This window comes from Vibrio sp. STUT-A11, assembly GCF_026000435.1.
GTDB lineage: Bacteria > Pseudomonadota > Gammaproteobacteria > Enterobacterales > Vibrionaceae > Vibrio.
Genome location: NZ_AP026763.1, coordinates 1,683,061 through 1,703,013 on the forward strand (window position 1 = coordinate 1,683,061; position 19,953 = coordinate 1,703,013).

A 19,953-nucleotide genomic window follows, 5' to 3' on the forward strand; every position below is an offset into this window, starting at 1 on the left:
CGGATGAACAGTGTATTTAACATGTCGACCCAAACGCAGCGCCATTGGCCAGCTTATCTGTCCCTAGGCTTTAGTAAGTCCGATGACAAAACGCAGATGAAGCGCATGGAGTTTCAAGGACCTTTGCGCGTGCAGCGACCATTTTACCCAGAATTGGATGTCTGCCACGTTTATCTGCTTCATCCGCCGGGTGGGTTGGTTTCGGGTGACGATTTGAGTATTCAGATTCATTGCCAAAACGATAGTCATGCGCTGATCACCACACCGTCTGCGGGCAAAATTTATAAGGCTGACAGTAAAAACATCGAGCAAAAACAGCATGTCGATATCGAAGTTGATAATGCCGCGTGTGAGTGGCTACCCATGGAAACCATCGTTTTCAATGGCGCTCACGGAAAATTGACCACCAACGTAAATCTCTACGGTGACGCGAAGTTTATCGGTATCGATGTTTTTTGTTTAGGGCGGCCAAAAAGCCACTTTCCGTTCATTCAGGGAAGTGTTGAGCAGCGTTTATCCATCTATCAAGACGGCACGCCTCTGTTACTTGAACGCCAATATCTGGCAGCAGACGATCCGCTTTTGACCGCGATAAGTGGTTTCAACAGCAATTTAGTCTCTGGCACCTTAACGGTTGTTGGATTGAATGACGCTCAAACTACGGTTGAAACGCTGCGAGAACACTTTTCCGCAGATACATATGGCACGTTGAGCATCACTTATCGACTCAATATTTTATTAGTTCGTTACCTTGGTGATTGCAGTGAACAGGCTCAGCAGCAACTGCGAGCGTGCTGGCAACTTATTCGTCCAGACCTGCTTCGGCGTCCGGCATGCCCACCAAGAATTTGGAACACCTAAATAAGCTGTAGTCTGCATCGTAAAGCAGAAAAAAGTAACAACGTAACGTAGAGGTTAGAGGGTTTACAAATGGAATTATCTCCAAGAGACAAGGACAAATTATTGCTGTTTACCGCGGCGTTAGTGGCAGAGCGTCGACTCGCTCGTGGCGTAAAACTCAATTATCCAGAAGCGTCTGCTTATATTTCCGCAGCAATCATGGAAGGCGCTCGCGACGGTAAAACGGTCGCCCAGCTTATGAGTGATGGACGCACACTGCTCACCAAAGATGACGTGATGGAAGGTATTCCAGAGCTGTTAGAGGAAGTGCAGGTAGAAACGACGTTCCCGGATGGCACAAAGCTGGTCACCGTGCATAACCCGATTCAATAGGAGTAACCATGAAGCCTGGTGAATACATTTTAAGTGACGTGCCAATCGAGCTGAATAATGGACGTCGCACTGAGCAACTGGCAGTGATCAATCATGGTGATCGCCCGATCCAAGTTGGCAGTCATTACCACTTTTTTGAGACCAATCCGGCATTAGATTTTGACCGCGAGAAAGCCAGAGGAATGCGACTCAACATTGCGGCTGGTACCGCAGTGCGATTCGAGCCGGGGCAAACTCGCAACATTGAGTTGGTCGAGATTGACGGAACGAAAACCATCTATGGCTTCCGCGGTGAAGTCATGGGAAAGGTCTAATACAGATTTAGCCAGCTTTAGTGAGATGCTAAGCATTGAAGGTTAAGGAGAACTAAACAATGGCAGAAATTTCTCGTCGCGCCTATGCCGATATGTATGGCCCGACAGTAGGCGACAAAGTACGCCTAGCCGACACTGAGCTTTTTATTCAAGTTGAGCAGGATTACACCGTATACGGTGATGAAGTGAAATTTGGCGGCGGTAAAGTCATTCGAGATGGTATGGGGCAAGGCCAGCTATGTCGTGATCAAGTGATGGACTGCGTGATCACCAATGCGTTAATTCTTGATCACTGGGGTATTGTTAAAGCGGATATTGGCATTAAAGATGGCAATATTGCGGCGATCGGCAAAGCAGGTAACAAAGACATTCAACCTGATGTCACGATTAACATCGGCGCAAGTACCGAAGTGATTGCTGGCGAAGGTCATATCGTCACGGCAGGTGCTATCGACGCTCACATCCATTTTATTTGTCCACAACAGATCGAAGAAGCGTTAATGGCAGGCACCACGACCATGATTGGTGGCGGTACTGGTCCTGCAACGGGAACGAACGCTACGACGTGTACTCCAGGTGCTTGGAACATGGCGCAAATGCTGCGCAGTACGGACCAAATGCCGATGAACTTTGGCTTTTTGGGCAAGGGTAACGCAAGTTTGCCGGAGCCGTTGGCTGAGCAAATTGAATCTGGCGCTTGCGGGTTAAAACTGCACGAAGACTGGGGTACAACACCCGCATCGATAGACAACTGTTTGTCCGTTGCGGAAAAATACGATGTGCAAGTCGCCATTCATACCGACACACTAAATGAGTCTGGCTTTGTGGAAGACACACTTGCAGCGTTTAAAGGACGTACGATTCATACTTACCACACCGAAGGTGCAGGTGGTGGTCACGCTCCTGACATTATTGTTGCCTGTGGTCAGCCAAACGTACTGCCATCATCAACCAATCCCACACGTCCTTACACGGTGAATACCGTTGACGAACATCTGGATATGTTGATGGTGTGTCACCACCTTGACCCAAATATTCCTGAAGATGTGGCGTTTGCCGATTCTCGTATTCGCAAAGAAACCATTGCAGCAGAGGACATTCTCCATGATTTAGGGGCGTTCTCCATGATTGCCTCGGATTCACAGGCGATGGGGCGAGTGGGTGAAGTGATTACCCGTACCTGGCAAACCGCGCACAAGATGAAAGTGCAACGTGGTTACCTGGAGCAAGACAAAGAGATTCAGGCGGATAATTTCCGCGCTAAACGTTACATCGCGAAATACACCATTAATCCCGCAATCGCGCATGGTGTTGACCATACGGTCGGCTCTCTTGAAGTCGGTAAGCTCGCGGATATCGTTGTTTGGAAACCAGCATTCTTTGGTATTAAGCCAGCGTTAATCATTAAAGGTGGCTTTATTGCTGCAGCACCAATGGGCGATGCGAATGCGTCAATCCCCACACCTCAACCTGTTCATTATCGCCGTATGTTTGGCGGTTTTGGTAGCGCTGCTTCTGCAACGTCCGTCACCTTCACCAGCAAAGTCGCCAGTGAGAATGGACTGAAAGACAAACTGGGCTTACAGCGAGCGCTGATAGCCTGCAAGAATTGCCGAAGTGTCACCAAGAACGACATGATTCTGAACGACTATATGCCGACTGTAACAGTAGACCCACAAACTTATGAAGTTCGAGCAGATGGCGAGCTATTAACGTGCGACCCAGCGGCAGAGTTGCCTCTCGCACAGCGTTACACCTTGTTCTAATCGCTCAGTTTAAAGAAGGAATTTTATTATGTACCGAGTAATTAGTCGCTCCGATCATCATCATGGTGAAATCGATGACTCGATTGTATTGGCCTATGAAGTACGTCAACGTGGGCGTTTTCGTGCATCAAGCAAGACGGGGATGGACGTGGGCGTTTTTCTACCACGAGGCGATGTTATCCAAGATGGCGACTGCTTGTTTACTGAATGCGGAAAAGTGTTTCTGGTCGAAGCCCAAGAAGAAGACATCGTCACGGCGTCAGCTAAAGACTGGTTAACGTTTTCCAAAGCGTGCTACCACATGGGGAATCGCCATGTACCAATGGAAATAGGCGAATTGTGGCTGCGTTTTCAACCTGATCATGTGCTTGAAGAGATGGTCGAACTATTTGGTCTGGAGTGCAACCATCATCAGGCGATGTTTAATCCTGAATCTGGTGCGTATCACGGTAGTGGCCATAGTCATTCACACTCTCATGGTGAACATCAGCACAGCCATGGGGAGCACAGTCACTAATGAACGTGCAGTCATTACTCTCTCTATTGCACCTTAGCAGTCCGAGTCTGCCAATTGGTGCGTTCGCTTACAGCCAAGGGCTGGAAACAGCGGTGGACCTAGAGTGGGTGACCGATGAGGTGACACTACAAACCTGGCTTGAGCCAATTCTCAATCATGCTCAAGCCAATTTGGAAATACCACTTTTGGTGCGCAGTTATCAAGCGTGGCAAACAGACGACTTGGCAGCTTTGGAGCATTGGCAAGCGGTGCTATTGGCAAACCGAGAAACGGCTGAGTTGGTGATGGAAGAACAAAAGCTTGGACAAACCTTCCATCGTTTGTTGGCGAGCTTAGAAGTGGAATTACCTCCACAGGCAAAGTCGATGACTTATTTGCCGCTATTTGCCAAAGCATGCCAGCATTTTGGCGTCTCAATCGAACAAGCAGCGACGGGCTGGCTTTGGTCTTGGCTGGAAAATCAAATCACGGTGGCATGTAAAACGGTTCCGTTGGGGCAGACGTCTGCGCAACGCGTGCTGATTGCATTGATGCCACAAATTGAACAAGCAATTACGACAGGGTTTGCGGTGGAAGATGAAGCCATTGGGCTGACTTTACCGAATTTTGCGATGGCCTGTGCATGGCATGAAACCCAATATTCTAGATTATTTAGGAGTTAGTGATGAGTACACAATGTTTACGAGTGGGTGTCGGCGGCCCAGTTGGTTCAGGGAAAACAGCACTGTTGCGCCAGTTATGTTTAGCGATGCGTCAACACTACGATTTAGCGGTCGTAACCAACGACATTTACACCAAAGAAGACGCAGAGTTTTTACTGCGCAATGAAGCATTGGAATCCGACCGTATTCTGGGCGTGGAAACTGGAGGTTGTCCACACACTGCAATTCGCGAGGATGCATCTATGAATTTGGCAGCGATCGATGAGCTGCAAGATCGTCACCCCGGCTTAGAGTTTGTGTTAGTCGAAAGTGGTGGAGATAACCTGAGTGCGACCTTCAGCCCTGAGTTATCTGATTTGACGCTTTATGTTATTGACGTGTGCGCGGGAGATAAAATCCCTCGTAAAGGTGGCCCGGGTATCACTAAGTCTGACTTATTAATCATCAATAAGACCGACCTGGCACCCATGGTTAATGCATCGTTAGACGTTATGGACCATGACGCGAAAAAGATGCGTGGCGAAAAACCATTTGTATTCACCAACCTGATTCGTGGTGATGGCTTACAGGAAGTGATCAATTTTATTGTTGAGCGCGGCATGCTGGAGAAGCGTGACGTCAAAATTGAAGTAACGGAAGCATAAGGAATAGTGATATGAAAGGATTAATCAAAGGATTGACGGCAAGTCTGGTGTTAGTGAGCGCGAGCAGTTTTGCCCATACTGGTCATCATATGGAGGCCAGTTTTTCTGAAGGCTTTCTTCACCCATTAACAGGCTGGGATCACTTAACTGCGTTAGCATTGGTTGGTTTGTTTCTGTCTGCGTTTGCTATTCGCCGTGCGAGCCAAATATCGGCAATCATCATGGTGGCGATTGCTGGAGGGTATGCGATTGGTCTTGAGTGGGCAGCCGCCAGTTCTGTAGAGGCCCTTGTTGTCAGTTCGCTTATCGGTTTGCCATTGGCTTTTATCGCATTAAAAAAAGGTGGAGCGAGAAGTGTGGTTGCATCGGTAGCTATTATTCTATTCAGCTTGTCTCATGGGTTAGTTCAGGGCGCAGAGGCACAAGGTTCGTTTGTCCAATTTGGTTTGGGCGTGATGCTAGCGAGCGCATTGGTGATTAGCGTGACGTACGCTATCGCTCGACAGGTTATGGCGCTAAAAACGCGTCTTGCTCGTCAATAATTGACTTTGACTTAGTGGTTAGAATCTCGTCATCTAAAACTACAAGAAATATCAACATGCCGACGAAAGTCGGCATTATTGTTTTCAGAGAATAAGGTGCTTCTTGTGGTGAATTATCACGAAAATTATTATTTATGACACGCATTTAGTGAGGTTGAACACATCTCGCGGATGTTTTCTTATGTGAATACAAGTTCATTGATCTAACACCAAATCTTTGTCCTCTAACAGTGCGCATAATCCCGAATCGGAGTCGTAATCAGCTACGTTGGCTTATTTCGGATTTACATCTTCTACAAAGCTCGTGTTCGAAACCGCAATGCGTTGGTTTATTAACGAAACTCCTAACGTCTTAACACCGTCTCAGGAAGAGAAGTAGCACTATGCGTCCTTATCTTAAATACATCATCCCAACGGTAATCCCGTTACTCATTTGGCTGATGCCGTTATCTGCGTTTCCATTTGATGGCATCACTATTGTTCAACAGCGAGTCATTGCGATTTTTTTGTTGGCGGCATTATGCTGGGTATTCGAACCTATTCCAATTTACGCAACTTCGGTGGTGATTATCGTTCTTGAGCTACTGCTTGTTTCGAATAAAAGTGTTGTTTTGTTTCGGTCTCAAGAAGGGCAGCCGCACTTTGGCGAACTGTTGCAATACAACGAGATCATGGCGACCTTTGCCAGCCCAATTATTATGCTGTTCTTAGGTGGTTTCTTTCTGGCGATGGCGGCGACCAAGTACCGTTTGGACGTGAACTTAGCACGGGTACTATTGAAACCATTTGGGCAAAATCCCAAGTACGTCATGTTGGGGTTGATGTTGATTACCGCTATTTTTTCCATGTTTATGTCTAACACGGCAACTACAGCGATGATGTTATCTATCCTGACTCCCGTCATTGCTGTGTTCGGACCGAAAGACCCGGGTAGAATCGCATTTGCTTTGTGTATTCCAGTTGCAGCAAATATCGGCGGCATCGGGACACCTATCGGGACGCCACCTAACGCGATTGCACTTAAATATTTGGTCGGAGAGAACCTGATTACTTTTGGTGAATGGATGGTGTTTGGTGTGCCGTTCGTCGTGATTATGATGGCTCTAGCTTGGGTGCTTATCGGGGCAATGTATAAAGCCGAACAAACCACAATCGACCTGAATATTAAAAGTAAATTCCTGAAGACGCCAAAAGCGATGATTGTGTACATTACGTTTGCAGGTACGATCATTCTCTGGTTAATGGGCTCCGCACATGGCATGAACTCATACACAGTTGCATTGATTCCGGTCGCGGTTTTCTCTTTAACAGGCATCATCAATAAAGAAGATTTAAAGAAAATTTCCTGGGACGTGCTCTGGTTAGTTTCTGGTGGTATTGCCCTTGGCTTGGCACTGGATAAAACCGGATTGGCGAAGTTAGTGGTACACAGCATTCCATTCGATCAATATTCACCTTATGTGGTGTTGTTTGGTGCGGCATTCCTTTGTTTAGCGATGGCCAACTTTATGTCACATACGGCCACAGCAAACTTGTTGATGCCTATCATGGCGGCGCTAGGCACATCGATGACATCACTAACGCCACTCGGTGGTGAAGTAACCTTGATTCTGGTAGTGACGTTTGCTGCATCGCTTGGTATGTCTCTGCCTATCAGTACACCACCTAACGCGCTTGCTCACGCGACCGGGCATGTACAAAGTAACCAAATGGCTCGAATTGGTGTGGTACTCGGTGTTGTAGGTGTGCTGCTAAGCTTTGTTATGGTTTGGATACTGCACTCTGTGGGGCATATTGGTTAATCCATGTATGAAAGCAAATTAGATGCGTTGGTAGAACGCTATTTCGATAATAACGACCGACGAATTAATGTGTCGGCAGGGGCGGTACTGATTGAACAAGCTGGCTATAACGATCGTCTATATTTCGTTATTTCGGGTGAATTGACGGGCTACTACTCAGAAGATGACAAAAAGCCGATTAAAGTTTTCTCTGCTTCGGAAGGGGCTTTCATCGGGGTGCATAGTTTCTTTTCTGGTACTTGGACTGCGTCTTCGACGGTGGTCGCTCAAACCGATGCAGAGCTAGCTTGGATAGAGCGCAGTACGCCAGCGGTGCAAGAGTCACAATTTGGCCCTCTGACAACGCAATTTATGCCGGTAATGGTCAACGAGTTATCTCGTCGTCAGCACCGTGCAATGGAAGAGGCGCTCGCAAAAGAAAAGGCATTGCAAAAGCTTCATACCGCAGAACAGATGACAACATTAGGTCAATTAGCCGCGGGCATCGCTCATGAGCTGAACAACGCCATTGGGGTGGTGAGCAGTAAATCCGAACGGTTAGAAACGGTGATTATGGAGCTGCTAGAAGAAGTGCATCCGGAGGCTAGCCAGTTTTTTGATTTTGGTTTGCTACAAGGACAAAAAGTCTCCTCTAGTGAAGCACGTAAACGAGGCAAACACTTTGAGAAGTATTATGGACTGCCGAGAGATATCGCGAGAGACTTAGCTCGCGCGGTACCAGAAGATTATCTTACGGAGCATTGGTTGAAACGCCCGGAAGAAGCCATCAGGTACTGGCAGGTGGGAAGAGACCTGCATGATTTGCGTCTCGCTTCCAAACATACGGTTGGCATCGTGCGTTCTGTTAAGCAACTGGGTCGAACCGATATCGATCTGGATGAGGCTTTGAATATCAATGATTCGATTAACCGAGCGATAGCATTGCTACAGAGTGATTTAAGACGAGTACAAGTTCGTTTTAGTCCTGCGGAACTGCCTTTGTTTGTTGGTTCGCAAACTGAGCTTGTACAGATTTGGGTGAATATCTTAAAAAACGCTTGTGATGCGCTCATTAGCGTAGATTCGCCAGTCATCGAGATACAAACTCGAGCCAGCAAAGGCAAAGTCCTTGTCACTATCGCGAATAACGGTCCGGAGATAGATGAAGCGACGCGTAGAAAAATCTTTCGGCCAAACTTTACCACCAAGAAAGGTGGGTTGTCTTTTGGGCTTGGGTTGGGGCTGTCGATTGTGAAGAGAATTATCGCTGGATACAACGGCTCAATTGTCGTCAAGAGTGACAGTGACAAAACTATTTTTAGAATCAAATTACCGGTAGAGGGTGAACATGGAGAAGCTTAATTTAATTTGCGTTGATGACCAACGAGAGGTGTTAAGCGCGGTTTTACTTGATCTAGAGCCATTAACTCAGTGGCTAAACATAGAAGATTGTGAGTCGGCAGATGAAGTTCTGGAACTGATGGACGAGCTTGATGCAGAGGGTGAAATGATTGCTTTGATCATCTCTGATCATGTTATGCCAGGTAAAACAGGCGTAGAGCTCCTGGCTGAAATTTCAAAAGACAGTCGTTTTACTGATACCAGAAAAGTCCTGTTAACCGGTCAGGCGACGCACACAGATACGATTAATGCGATTAACACTGCTGGAATTGATCGTTATTTTGAGAAGCCGTGGCAGGCAAATCAGTTGGTGGAATGTGTGAGAAACTTAGTTACCAAATACATCTTTGATAAAGGGTTGGATTACACTCAATACCATGAACACTTAGATCAAAGTGTGGTTTTTGAACGGCTTAGATAACAGAGCCATGTTATTCAAAAACTTATTCCGCGGCTACGGTATCAAAATCGTAGCTGTGTGAATTCAGCTCACTTACAAATAGAAAATCGGCTCTATAGCTAACTCTATAATTTCTATATTGGAAATATGTCGTACTATTCCTACGATAAAACGTAGTGAATGAAGAGCCTAGAGAAAATCGGCGATTATCACTTTCTGCCATGACAAAGTTTTGCTGCTCAGCTCTTTTGTAAAAAGGACTCTGCATCGTTTATGGTCTGCAACGGACATATTTTTCTATTATTGAACAACTTATCATTCTCTTTAATTATAACTTAATTAATTTCATGAAATAACTACTAATGTTTCTAAAGCAACTGAGTATCAAAGATTAATCAACAGCGTAGATGCTCTTGTTTTGCGTTGTGCTAATTTAGAAATAACTTATTTATTTTTTGGAAATAATATGTTTGGGTTTTTTCATTAGTTGCAACTTGTTCGCTGGAGTAAACTCCTCGTGTAGATTCACACGAGAATTCGTTAACCTCGGTGTATGAAGTTCGAAAAAACAACAACGTTGTTTGGCTTAAAAAGGAGTGAACCCACTGCGTTCACTGTAACAGAGATAGATCAGCGTAATCTAATTTAATAATGACTGGCTACTCTGTAAAACAGTGTGCGATTTGATGATGTCAAGACGTTTTACCACGTAGTGACGGCATCCGGTGGGGAATCTACCTCAACTCTCAAGACTACATCGTCATATTTATGCCTTTCACTTGCTTATCATGTTACTCAAAAGCGCTGAGCACTTTACATGCATCAAGTAATTGCTGTTGTAACCAGCTTAAAGCAGGATCATTCAAGCTCGCTTTATTCCAGACCAAGCTGTAAGACACTTGCCCAAAATCGAATGGAAGAGGTTGCTCGACCAAATCTTTCGTTTGCAGCGCGATTCTCGCCCAACGCTTGGAGCAGGTAAACAAATAGTCTGTATGGTGGCACATGACCGCCGCGGAGCCAAAATCCGCGACGCGTATAGCAACGTTTCGTTTTTGGTGCCTTTGTCGCAAATTTTGCTCAAAATACGGTCGAGAAAGATCTTTGTCATGAATACCGATATGCCGAGCTGACAGGTAACCTTCAATCGTCAGCGATTGTTTTGCCAGTGGGTTAGATTTATTCATCAGACAGATCAGTTCGTCTTTCAAAATGGTTTGCCAAACAAGATCTTTGTTATGAGTAGGTGGCTGACTGAGATCGTGAGGCAACAACAAGAAATCAATTTGCCCTCTGACTAATGCATCAAAACTCATCTCGTCTTTAGAGTGTACGTTCAAATAGGCATGGTTGCCTAGCTGTTGTGACAGGTGAACCAACATCGGTGCAAACAATTCAAATGAGCTTTCACGCATTGCAATGGAAAAATCGCCTTGATAGCAAGCCGGACTGAATGACCCTTGGTGCAACAAGCCGTTCATACTCGACAAAATACCGTGTATAGACGGGCCTATATTGATTGCAAATGGCGTTGGAACTAAATGGGTACCGTCACGGTAAAAAAGCTCGTCTTTTAGAGTTTCACGAAGTTGACTAAGTGTTTTGCTCACACTCGAAGGCGTGACACAAAGTCGCTCAGCAGTTTGAGTGACACTATGTGTTGTCAGCAACATGTGCAATACAGTTAAGTGTTTCAAACTGATTCTAGATAGAGTGATATAGTCCATTAGTCAGATTCGTACTTTGTTTTATTCGAAAGTAACAGTAATTTTGTGTTTTATCATGTTGTGAATATAAACTTTTTTAGTATTTATAACTACCCTTACTTGATTTTAAAGAAGGTCGTTCGTCCCATTTCGTCCAGTTTGAGTGTTGCGAAAGAGGAAATATTGATAGGCGGTTTGCGCTCAATGTTATTAGTAAAGCAGAGGACTTCTGTTTTCGTAAGGCGTAATGAGTAACACAAAGCGAAAATGAAAAAGGATGAGTTATAAAAACTAAATAGTTGTCGTCTCGACAAAATATCACATTTGTCGTTGTTGGTTTAATTACATATAAGACGCTCTCAACCACACGATTGAATAGAGTAAATGAACGAACTGATCGATGCTATAGCGACTCATGGATACTATATTTGGGATGATTTCCTTTCAGAACAAGAGGTTGTTGAGCTAAGGGCTTGCGTTCCCGACAATTGGAAAAAAGCGCGCATTGGTCGTAATGAAGACGTGACACGCATAGAGTCGATTCGCAGCGACAAAATTCAATGGCTAAAATCTGACATGGGGAGCCCGATAGCCGCTTACCTTAATAAGATGGAAAACATTCGCGAAGCGATGAACCGTCATCTATATCTCGGTCTGTTTGAATATGAATCTCACTTTGCGAAATATGAGAAAGGCGATTTTTATAAAAAACATCTCGATAGTTTCAAAGGCAATGAAAATCGTCGTTTGACCACCGTGTTTTACATGAATGAAGCCTGGAGTGAAGAAGACGCTGGCGAACTGGTCGTTTATGATCTCAATGATGCTCTAATTGCCACAATACCACCTCGAGGAGGGCGTCTTCTTGTTTTCTTGTCTGAACAATTTCCACATGAAGTACTCCCAACAAACGCGGAGCGATTCAGTATTGCGGGTTGGTTCCGTATCAATGGCGTCAGAGACAATTTGTTAGATATCGCAAGCTAACTGACTTAATGCCAATCGCTTAACGATTTTATCTGTGTCATTCCAGCGAGCTCTAGCGAGACTAGGAATCTAATAGCAGCGCGCTGAGCAGTTAATGAAATAATTTCGGCCATAAAGTGCTCGGAAATTAGATCCTGAATCACACTCCTCCGTCGTTGTTCAGGATGACTGGAGGCTTAAACATGCCGTTAGCTGCTAAACGAACGGCATTTAGCTAACTGACTCGATTTAATCCCTTTTATTAAAATCAGGTGAGGTGTAATCTTTACGTCTCACCATCTTGCTATAACAGAACGTTTCCAACCATGTTCTGAATCCTTTGTAGTTACTCCCAAGTCTTCATCACAAACCTACCAGAAATCATATGATTAAGTTTGGCCCTGATAGTAGTGATGAGCCTCACCAGATCGGCATGAAATTATTTGGTCGATATTCCAGTGTAAATAAAATTATACAATAATGGATTTTTATTCTTACACTTTGCTTGATCTTATCGTTAATATCCTACAGTATCGTGCTAATAACAAAATATGGTGTCATTTAGGGTCCTAGTTGCCCGATCTGGTGCTGCTAATATTCAATAAGATGTAAAGAATAATATACAATGAGTCGTTCTAAAGTATTTGGTAGTACCCTAATTATTGCAGGGACTACAATTGGTGCCGGAATGCTGGCGCTTCCTCTTGCTTCTGCTGGTATCGGTTTTTCCACTTCCCTCATCATTATGTTGGGGCTTTGGGCTCTAATGGCATTTACTGCCTTGCTGATGCTCGAGCTTCATCAGTATGCTGAAAGCAGTGCAACACTTCATACCCTGGCGAAACAAATTCTCGGCCAGAAAGGCAAATGGGTTGCCAGTTTTGCAATGCTTTTTCTGTTCTACTCTTTGTGCGCAGCATACATTGCTGGTGGCGGTGCACAATTTGGTGATCGCTTAACGCAGTGGTTTGATCTCGATATTTCAGGATCGACTTCAACTGTTATCTTCACACTTATCGTGACTTTGGTTGTGACGATTGGCACGGGTACCGTAGATAAAGTTAACCGCGTATTATTTGCAATGAAGCTTGTTACCATGGTTGCGGTCTTATCATTCCTGGCACCCAACGTGACACAGTCTTACCTGTTGAGTATGCCAATTGAGCAGGGTCTTATTGTCGCGGCGATTCCTGTGATTTTTACTTCATTTGGTTTTCACGGCAGTATTCCGGCTATTGTGAACTACCTTGACGGAGATACTGCTTCATTGCGTAAAGCGGTGATCATTGGATCAACCATTCCATTGGTCATTTACATCTTTTGGCAAATCGTAACGTTGGGTGTGGTCAGTCAAGATACCCTTATCGAAAATGGCGGGTTGAGTTTACTTATTGGCCAGTTGTCACTGACGGTTCATCAATCAAACTTGGGTAATATTGTTGGCGTGTTTGCAGATTTAGCGCTTTTGACGTCTTTCCTGGGCGTGAGCCTTGGGTTGTTTGAGTTCTTGGGTGATACGATCAAAAGAAGCAGTGATAAGCCGAACCGCTTAGTTGCTGCGTTAATCACTTTCATTCCACCGTTAGGTTTTGCTCTGTTCTACCCTCAAGGCTTTATCATGGCGTTAGGATATGCGGCTATCGCACTGGCTATTCTGGCTATATTTTTACCGCTAGTTATGGTGATTAAAGTGCGTCGCTCTAACGATTTTACCGGAGAATATCGCGTAGCTGGCGGGCAGGGCGCGTTAGTGATCACGGGTATTGCGGGTACGGGGATAGTCGGCGCACAGGTATTAATTACTCTTGGAGTTTTACCTGCCTTAGGTTGATCACTGACTCTAAAATTTATCTCTTTAAAAGCCAATGGGTACTGCTCATTGGCTTTTTTAATCTGGATCAGGTGACTTGAATATTTCCGCGAAAAAAGTTGGCGGATGTCTGGTTTTGTTTCGTACACTTATATAGAGGTATATCAAAATTTTGAGTGGAGAAAAGTTGCTCTAATAACTAACGTAAACACTGAGAATAATGAGCTTTTTCGCCTAGTACCTAGCTTGGCTGGGGGAGTGGAAGTATGACACACCGTAGTTTTTACCCGTTTGCAAAACCGCTTAATGAGCAATTGCAAGCGTTGAAAAATAGGATGCAGGCACACCTGCCATGCATTGACAGGGTGTCGTTCGCAAAATATCACCCCAGACAAGATATGCTTAAATCTTTCGCAGATACTGAGTTCGATAACTGGGATTTAGCGCATTATGAAGCCCCATTTCGTAAACTACCCAATCTTTGTATTGCTGCTCAGAATGGAACCCCGCGTGTGATTGATGATCTCAACGAGCTTAGCCATAGTGCTCGCGTTAGAGTTTTGCTGGATCACGGCTATCGATCATCTGCCGCCATTCCTTGTTACGAAAACAAAGCGTTTACTGGCTTTGTCTTTCTAAACTCCACAAAGCCCAGTTCATTTAAGGTAGAAACGCTCAATAACTTAAAGCCATATTTTGATATGGTTGAGTTTGCTGTTGAGTCGGAAGATCACGTCGTGCATGAGATAGAAAGGCTTTCAGAGCGCAAGCAATGCGCGATGCCAAGCTATTGCCCTGAGTGTTACGCACATACCAAGCGTATGCGCCTTTATGCCCACTTACTTGGCGTTCATCTTGCAGAACGTCATAAGTTGACGGATGAAATGGTTGAACAAATTGGTATTTTCGCGCAGTTTCATGCTGTGAGTGAAATTCAGTTACCCATAGATATTGCTTGTCGTCGCAGTCACTTCAACAAAGAACAAGAGGCGATAATCATTCAGCATATTGAGCAATGTATAGAATCAGCGGATGACATTGTTGCCCGTATCGGTAACCCCGTTCATCCAAGTGTCGTACTCTTCATGCAGATAGTGACTTATCAATATGAAAATCTAAATGGATCAGGATACCCTTATGGACTGGAAGAAAAGGATATTCCAGTCGCCGCTCAGATTGTTGCGGTTGCGAATTCGTTTGATGTATTAACCACGCACCACCCAAACCGTCAGGCTTGGTCTATCCCGTATGCGCTTATCGAATTAGAGAAATGGGTACATGACGGTTTATTGTCTGGTGAATGTGTCAATGTCTTGCGCGATAACCAAGTTTATCTAAAACAAATAATCCATAAATACCCAGAACACTGCTCTGTCGAATAGTGGTAAACAATGAAGGAGATGAAAATTTGACTAGGAGGATTTTATAAACAATACTGTATTTATGTACAGTATTGTGGCTTCGATTAAGTTTGGAGGTGAAGTATGTTGTGGGAAACCCTAGAAAGAGTAAACCGCTTACGCCAACAAGCCCTTGCGAACGCTGAGTTTGTTCAGTCAGCAAAAGAGCATGAACAGGCTTTGCAGGAGCAAGAATATCATTATTAACCAAAGAGTGCGCGTTCAGCCAAAGACAGACAAGGTAAAAAATCGCTGGCTGATATCTACAAAGAAGTTGAGTTTAGCACGGATTCTCGTCATTAATTCTTTTCATTGCTGCTGCGGCTTACACCTTATAAACGCCGCAGCACAACGACTAATACTAGATTATTGACGGAGTGGAATTAAAAATCCGCTTTACGAACGTAGTGGGGGTTTTTATATTTCTTGGCTGGGCCAAACGAAGAAACAACCAGTTTGTTCCAAAGTGTCTTATCAAACTCACCTTTCGGAATCGAAGGGTAGAGAGTCTCTTCTTCTTCTCTGGAAAAGGTCATGTACTGCTTTTTTTTAATCTGATTGTACTTTTTCGCTATTTGATTGTGCTTTCTTACCCACTCTAATTTGTAGTCACGAAGCACTTGTTCACCTTTGTCTTCGCTCATACGAGAAAGGAAAAGCCTTTTATAAGAAACTTTCCTGTCCAGCATGGTTCTCATGACAGTCTGAATATATTTGCCATGATGCGTTACCGTGATGTCTTTTTCATCAATAGGCGTAATACACCAGCCTTTGGGTAGAAAGTCTGGTTTCTTAAATTGTTTGTTACGTTCTATTAGAGCTTGATGCAAAACCAAATCTGAGGTTCCGCGGAACGTTTTTTGCCATTTACCAATGCGAATTTGAATCGAGCCTGGTAAACGATAGATATTAGTAAACTTATCTTTATCCATGGACTTCAGTCATGAGATTAATATGCAATATGAGTATGTGATAACCAGCCTATCGCGCTGTAGAGAATAAATAGGCTGAATTTAATGGTGATTTTACAACGACATCGCGTTACTTAGCGAGGGATTATGTCAATAATTGGTGAGGAAATAGAAAATTATTATAATTTGCGACTGTTTGTAACGCTAAATAGCATCGAAATGGAGAGTTTGTCTCTAAAGATACGATTACTGCACCAAAATAGTACGCCCGTAAACTGGCTACGGGCGCATACTCTAAACCGCTTCTTCTAATTGATTCGCTTCCTCTTCCTCAATTTCTTGTAAATGTCTGCTAGCCTGTTGCAATTGATACATTTGCGCATAGCGGCCATCTTGTGCAAGAAGTGATTTGTGCGTACCTTTTTCAACTAAATCACCATGATGAAGAACCACAATCTGATCGGCATCCAAGATCGTAGACAATCGGTGAGCGATTACAATCAAAGTCATATTCTGACGTAATACCGCTAAACTCTTTTGAATCAAAGCTTCAGTCCCGGAGTCAATGTTTGCCGTTGCTTCATCCAGAATGAGAATTTTTGGTTTCGCCACTAATACCCTTGCCAAAGCAAGCAGTTGCTTCTGACCTGCGGAAAGGTTAGTTTCCCCCTGACCTAACTGAGTATCCAGCCCGTTAGGATAACGACGGATCTGCTCCGATAAACCTACCTTATCTAATGCATCCCATATTTCAGTGTCTTCAACGGGGCGACCCAAAGAAACGTTCTCCCTAACTGAGTCGGGAAGTATATGAGGGTCTTGTTGAACCATTGCCACGTCTTTACGCAGCACATGCTTGGCTAGCGTATTGAGCGGACGGCCATCAATTAGCAATTCGCCAACTTCTGTTGGGTAAAATCCCATTAGCAGCGAGGCTAGGGTACTTTTTCCGCTTCCTGTATGACCAACTAAGGCAATAAAGTCTTGATGATCGGCTTTAATAGAGATGTCTTTTAATACGTCTTGCTTTCCATCGTAGCTAAACGTCAGGTTTTTAATCTCGATAGAGCCAGTTTTGATCGCTTTTTGATCATCGCCATACGTTTGCTCTTTTGCATCAATGAGTTCAAATACTCGCTCACTTGATACTAATGCCTGTTGCAACAAAGCAAGCTGTTGGGTCATTTCAATCAAGGGTTCAGTAACACGAGCCAAGTAACTGATGAACGCATAAAGTACACCGACACCAATCACCTCGACGCCATTGAAACCAAAGATAGCAACCAGACTCATCAAAGCAAGACCGGCTAACAGATCCATTAATGGACGTAATAGATAGCCGTTTAAACGAATGACTCGCTTAGAAGCGACTAGGTGCTCTGCAGTAAGGTCATTAAACTGTTGGTTAAAACGTGCTTCTTGTTGCATTAACTGAACAACGCTCATCCCTTGGATTGACTCACTTAAGTTAGCGTTAATGTCAGTAAGCAAATCCCGCATTCTGCGATAACTTTCTGTGCTGAGCTGTTTAAACAGATACATAAAACCAATCACGATTGGAAGCAGTACCAAAACAACCAGTGTTAGCTGCCAGCTCATAAAGAACATGACGCCCAGCATCACGAGGATCATTACGGCATTTTTTACCACCGTCGCAATCAAGAGCTCATAGAACTGCTGGAGAGACTCGGTATCGTTAGTAATTCGCGAGACCAACTTTCCCGCAGGTGTGTAATCAAAGGCAGAAAGTGGTTGCTTAATCACGCCAGCGAATACTTGCTTACGAATCGTTTTAATGGTGTTGGTTGCGACCATACTGAACTGCAATGACTGAAAGTATTGGAAAGTCGCTGAAATCACCTGAAGTGCAATGTAGCCAGCAGCTAACGTGATCAAGACACCTTGTGAGTAATCCCCTTTGGCAATGTGTTCATCGATAAAGTATTGAATCAACCAAGGCCCACCTGCGCTGGCTAATGCGGCGATAAACAGCAGACCTAGCCCCTTTAGCATCGGCTTTGGTTGTGACAATGGGTAAGACAACAACCGCCTAAATGTACTTGTCTGTTTCATCTATTCCTCCTCCATTGCCTGTTCTAGTTTCTGGTACTGAAGCATTTCCGCGTACCATCCTTGGTTTTGCTCTAATAGATGATGGCGACCACGCTCTGTAATGTGACCGTGATTGAGGACGATAATCTCATCAGCCGATTTGAGGGCTGTTAAACGATGAGCAATCACGATTAAGGCTTGATCACGATAGTGTGTTTCCAGGTTCTTCAAAATCTGGTGCTCAGTGCGTCCATCAACAGCAGACAATGCATCATCCAGAACGAGGACCTGAGCATTGAGTAACATGGCTCGCGCAATCGCAATACGCTGTTTTTGGCCACCAGAAAGCGTGATGCCTTTTTCGCCCACTTCGGTGTTGTATCCATCTGGAAACTTCTCAATGTCATCGTGAATACAGGCCAGTTTTGCTGCTCGGTACACTGCTTCTTTGGATGCATTTGGATTACCCAATGCAATATTGTCAAAGATCGATTTTGAGAACAGGAATGGACTTTGATTAACCACAGCAAAGCGGTTTCGCCATTGCGGAAGTTGAGCGTCTTTAATTGATACATCACCAAATTTAATCGTGCCGTTTTCCAAATCATGCTGACGGAAAAGTAGCGTCAATAATGTCGATTTGCCGCTTCCAACCGGGCCAGCAATACCTAACATTTTTCCTGGCTCTAACGTCACATTGATATCCGCTAGGGCAGGCGGTAAATCTCTCGACCAATAAAACGAATCGATATTGATTTGCAGGGGCAGAGGCTTATCTTGCAGCGGAGTATCGCCACTGACAATTTCAGGTTGCTCATCAAAGATTTCTTGCAGACGATTCCATGCAGCCGAACCACGTTCCAAAATGTTGAATAGGAAAGCAAACGCCAACATTGGCCAAATCATAAGGCCTAGATACATAGTGAAAGCGGTTAAGTCACCAAGAGAGATCTCCCCCTTATCGACAAGGTACGCACCTGCAGCGACGCTGAGTAAAAAGGAGAGGCCAATCGTCAGTTGGATAGCAGGGTCAAAACGCGCATCCACACGCGCAACTGCGATATTCTTCGCGCCTGTGTCGTCCACTACATCTTCGAAACGTTGTTGCTCTTGCTTCTCTAAGCCGAATGCACGCAACATGCGAACACCATTCAATGACTCTTGAGTCATATCTGACATTGTAGAAAAAGCTTCTTGCGCTATGCGGAAGCGTTGGTGAAGGATACGCACAATGTAGAAAATGATGATGGCAAGAAACGGCATAGGCAAAAGCGCCATAACCGTTAACTTCCAGCTTACTTGAGTCACCATCACGATAAGAACCGCAATGCCTGTAATTAACGAGTCTGCGGCGGTAAGTACACCTTCGCCAGCAGTCATTACAATGTTTCTGACATCATTGGTACCACGAGCCATTAAGTCGCCAGTTTTATAACGTTCAAAAAAGCGCGGTGGTTGAGTTGAAAGGTGGCGGTACAGCTTGTTACGCAGGATGGTTCCTAACTCCCAACTCGCGCCAAACAGCCAAATGCGCCACAATATTCTGCATACGTAGATCGTAACGAATATTGCGGTAAGACCTAACAACCACATAATTAACGTGCTTGTTTCTAAAGTGTTATCGACGACACCATCAACAATCACGCCTACCGCTTTTGGCGGTATCAGTTGGAGGACAGAGATCAGTGCCAATAGTAAAATAGAGCCAACGTAGTGTTTCCATTTCTGTTTGAAATACCAACGTAGCTGCCAGAAAATTCTCATTCCGCCTCCCAACTTAACTGATTGAAATTATTATGGAACCATTATTGGGCGAAATGAAAAGTTTACAAGCACAAATATTGAGCA

18 protein-coding genes and 1 pseudogene are annotated in these 19,953 nt (G+C 44.5%); 15 read left to right on the forward strand and 4 right to left on the reverse strand.

The window, feature by feature from the left end; translation table 11 throughout:
- Positions 1 to 3 precede the first annotated feature (3 nt).
- From OO774_RS08040 to OO774_RS08090, 11 genes are all read left to right on the forward strand, one after another.
- Positions 4 to 861 (forward strand): urease accessory protein UreD, encoded by an 858-nt coding sequence (locus tag OO774_RS08040; RefSeq protein ID WP_264906026.1) that lies wholly within the window; start codon positions 4 to 6, stop codon positions 859 to 861.
- Between the two features lie 69 nt (positions 862 to 930).
- Positions 931 to 1,233 carry an urease subunit gamma gene (gene ureA / locus OO774_RS08045; protein WP_264906027.1) on the forward strand — a complete coding sequence of 101 codons (303 nt, stop codon included), beginning with the start codon at positions 931 to 933 and terminating at the stop codon, positions 1,231 to 1,233.
- Positions 1,234 to 1,241: 8 nt separating this feature from the next.
- Positions 1,242 to 1,547: an urease subunit beta gene (locus OO774_RS08050; RefSeq protein WP_263838606.1), complete on the forward strand. Its 306-nt coding sequence runs from the start codon at positions 1,242 to 1,244 to the stop codon at positions 1,545 to 1,547.
- A 59-nt stretch (positions 1,548 to 1,606) separates the two neighbouring features.
- Positions 1,607 to 3,313 (forward strand): urease subunit alpha, encoded by a 1,707-nt coding sequence (ureC, locus tag OO774_RS08055; RefSeq protein WP_264906029.1) that lies wholly within the window; start codon positions 1,607 to 1,609, stop codon positions 3,311 to 3,313.
- A gap of 28 nt (positions 3,314 to 3,341) precedes the next feature.
- A complete protein-coding gene (ureE, locus tag OO774_RS08060; RefSeq protein ID WP_264901400.1) occupies positions 3,342 to 3,830 on the forward strand; it encodes an urease accessory protein UreE in 489 nt (162 codons plus the stop codon).
- Positions 3,830 to 4,492 (forward strand): urease accessory UreF family protein, encoded by a 663-nt coding sequence (locus tag OO774_RS08065; protein ID WP_264901401.1) that lies wholly within the window; start codon positions 3,830 to 3,832, stop codon positions 4,490 to 4,492. Before ureE ends, OO774_RS08065 begins: the two co-directional genes overlap by 1 nt.
- A 2-nt stretch (positions 4,493 to 4,494) precedes the next feature.
- Positions 4,495 to 5,136, forward strand: coding sequence for an urease accessory protein UreG (ureG, locus tag OO774_RS08070; protein WP_264901402.1), 642 nt, complete (start codon positions 4,495 to 4,497; stop codon positions 5,134 to 5,136).
- Between the two features lie 11 nt (positions 5,137 to 5,147).
- Positions 5,148 to 5,678 carry a HupE/UreJ family protein gene (locus OO774_RS08075; protein ID WP_264901405.1) on the forward strand — a complete coding sequence of 177 codons (531 nt, stop codon included), beginning with the start codon at positions 5,148 to 5,150 and terminating at the stop codon, positions 5,676 to 5,678.
- 383 nt (positions 5,679 to 6,061) lie between these two features.
- Positions 6,062 to 7,480 carry an SLC13 family permease gene (locus OO774_RS08080; RefSeq protein ID WP_264901407.1) on the forward strand — a complete coding sequence of 473 codons (1,419 nt, stop codon included), beginning with the start codon at positions 6,062 to 6,064 and terminating at the stop codon, positions 7,478 to 7,480.
- A 3-nt stretch (positions 7,481 to 7,483) separates the two neighbouring features.
- Positions 7,484 to 8,821 (forward strand): ATP-binding protein, encoded by a 1,338-nt coding sequence (locus tag OO774_RS08085; protein WP_264901409.1) that lies wholly within the window; start codon positions 7,484 to 7,486, stop codon positions 8,819 to 8,821.
- Entirely contained in the window at positions 8,808 to 9,281 is a 474-nt protein-coding gene (locus OO774_RS08090; RefSeq protein ID WP_264901411.1) for a response regulator, read from the forward strand. Before OO774_RS08085 ends, OO774_RS08090 begins: the two co-directional genes overlap by 14 nt.
- A 770-nt stretch (positions 9,282 to 10,051) precedes the next feature.
- Here the strand turns inward: OO774_RS08090 and OO774_RS08095 are convergent.
- A complete protein-coding gene (locus tag OO774_RS08095; RefSeq protein ID WP_264901413.1) occupies positions 10,052 to 10,987 on the reverse strand; it encodes a LysR family transcriptional regulator in 936 nt (311 codons plus the stop codon).
- A gap of 363 nt (positions 10,988 to 11,350) precedes the next feature.
- On the opposite strand from OO774_RS08095, the gene OO774_RS08100 reads away from it, so the two are divergent.
- From OO774_RS08100 to OO774_RS08115, 4 genes and pseudogenes are all read left to right on the forward strand, one after another.
- Complete coding sequence (locus OO774_RS08100) at positions 11,351 to 11,953, forward strand: 2OG-Fe(II) oxygenase (protein WP_264901415.1); 603 nt, start codon at positions 11,351 to 11,353, stop codon at positions 11,951 to 11,953.
- 604 nt (positions 11,954 to 12,557) lie between these two features.
- The gene (locus OO774_RS08105) at positions 12,558 to 13,763 is read left to right on the forward strand and encodes an aromatic amino acid transport family protein (RefSeq protein WP_264901417.1); all 1,206 of its coding nucleotides are present in this window, start codon (positions 12,558 to 12,560) and stop codon (positions 13,761 to 13,763) included.
- Positions 13,764 to 14,008: 245 nt separating this feature from the next.
- Positions 14,009 to 15,124, forward strand: coding sequence for an HD domain-containing phosphohydrolase (locus tag OO774_RS08110; protein ID WP_264901418.1), 1,116 nt, complete (start codon positions 14,009 to 14,011; stop codon positions 15,122 to 15,124).
- A 102-nt stretch (positions 15,125 to 15,226) separates the two neighbouring features.
- Positions 15,227 to 15,445, forward strand: a pseudogene (locus OO774_RS08115) (hypothetical protein).
- Positions 15,446 to 15,525: 80 nt separating this feature from the next.
- Here the strand turns inward: OO774_RS08115 and OO774_RS08120 are convergent.
- From OO774_RS08120 to OO774_RS08130, 3 genes are all read right to left on the reverse strand, one after another.
- Positions 15,526 to 16,074: a hypothetical protein gene (locus tag OO774_RS08120; RefSeq protein ID WP_264901420.1), complete on the reverse strand. Its 549-nt coding sequence runs from the start codon at positions 16,072 to 16,074 to the stop codon at positions 15,526 to 15,528.
- A 273-nt stretch (positions 16,075 to 16,347) separates the two neighbouring features.
- The gene (locus OO774_RS08125) at positions 16,348 to 18,126 is read right to left on the reverse strand and encodes an ABC transporter transmembrane domain-containing protein (RefSeq protein ID WP_264901421.1); all 1,779 of its coding nucleotides are present in this window, start codon (positions 18,124 to 18,126) and stop codon (positions 16,348 to 16,350) included.
- Complete coding sequence (locus tag OO774_RS08130; RefSeq protein WP_264901423.1) at positions 18,127 to 19,869, reverse strand: ABC transporter transmembrane domain-containing protein; 1,743 nt, start codon at positions 19,867 to 19,869, stop codon at positions 18,127 to 18,129.
- Positions 19,870 to 19,953: the final 84 nt, after the last annotated feature.

Coding starts and splice junctions, on each gene's coding strand:
- OO774_RS08090 (WP_264901411.1), top strand. CDS start 8,808: ATGGAGAAGCTTAATTTAATTTGCGTTGATGACCAACGAGAGGTGTTA.
- ureE (WP_264901400.1), top strand. CDS start 3,342: ATGTACCGAGTAATTAGTCGCTCCGATCATCATCATGGTGAAATCGAT.
- OO774_RS08065 (WP_264901401.1), top strand. CDS start 3,830: ATGAACGTGCAGTCATTACTCTCTCTATTGCACCTTAGCAGTCCGAGT.
- OO774_RS08125 (WP_264901421.1), bottom strand. CDS start 18,126: ATGAAACAGACAAGTACATTTAGGCGGTTGTTGTCTTACCCATTGTCA.
- OO774_RS08050 (WP_263838606.1), top strand. CDS start 1,242: ATGAAGCCTGGTGAATACATTTTAAGTGACGTGCCAATCGAGCTGAAT.
- ureG (WP_264901402.1), top strand. CDS start 4,495: ATGAGTACACAATGTTTACGAGTGGGTGTCGGCGGCCCAGTTGGTTCA.
- OO774_RS08075 (WP_264901405.1), top strand. CDS start 5,148: ATGAAAGGATTAATCAAAGGATTGACGGCAAGTCTGGTGTTAGTGAGC.
- OO774_RS08100 (WP_264901415.1), top strand. CDS start 11,351: ATGAACGAACTGATCGATGCTATAGCGACTCATGGATACTATATTTGG.
- ureC (WP_264906029.1), top strand. CDS start 1,607: ATGGCAGAAATTTCTCGTCGCGCCTATGCCGATATGTATGGCCCGACA.
- OO774_RS08085 (WP_264901409.1), top strand. CDS start 7,484: ATGTATGAAAGCAAATTAGATGCGTTGGTAGAACGCTATTTCGATAAT.
- OO774_RS08130 (WP_264901423.1), bottom strand. CDS start 19,869: ATGAGAATTTTCTGGCAGCTACGTTGGTATTTCAAACAGAAATGGAAA.
- OO774_RS08105 (WP_264901417.1), top strand. CDS start 12,558: ATGAGTCGTTCTAAAGTATTTGGTAGTACCCTAATTATTGCAGGGACT.
- ureA (WP_264906027.1), top strand. CDS start 931: ATGGAATTATCTCCAAGAGACAAGGACAAATTATTGCTGTTTACCGCG.
- OO774_RS08040 (WP_264906026.1), top strand. CDS start 4: ATGAACAGTGTATTTAACATGTCGACCCAAACGCAGCGCCATTGGCCA.
- OO774_RS08095 (WP_264901413.1), bottom strand. CDS start 10,987: ATGGACTATATCACTCTATCTAGAATCAGTTTGAAACACTTAACTGTA.
- OO774_RS08080 (WP_264901407.1), top strand. CDS start 6,062: ATGCGTCCTTATCTTAAATACATCATCCCAACGGTAATCCCGTTACTC.
- OO774_RS08120 (WP_264901420.1), bottom strand. CDS start 16,074: ATGGATAAAGATAAGTTTACTAATATCTATCGTTTACCAGGCTCGATT.
- OO774_RS08110 (WP_264901418.1), top strand. CDS start 14,009: ATGACACACCGTAGTTTTTACCCGTTTGCAAAACCGCTTAATGAGCAA.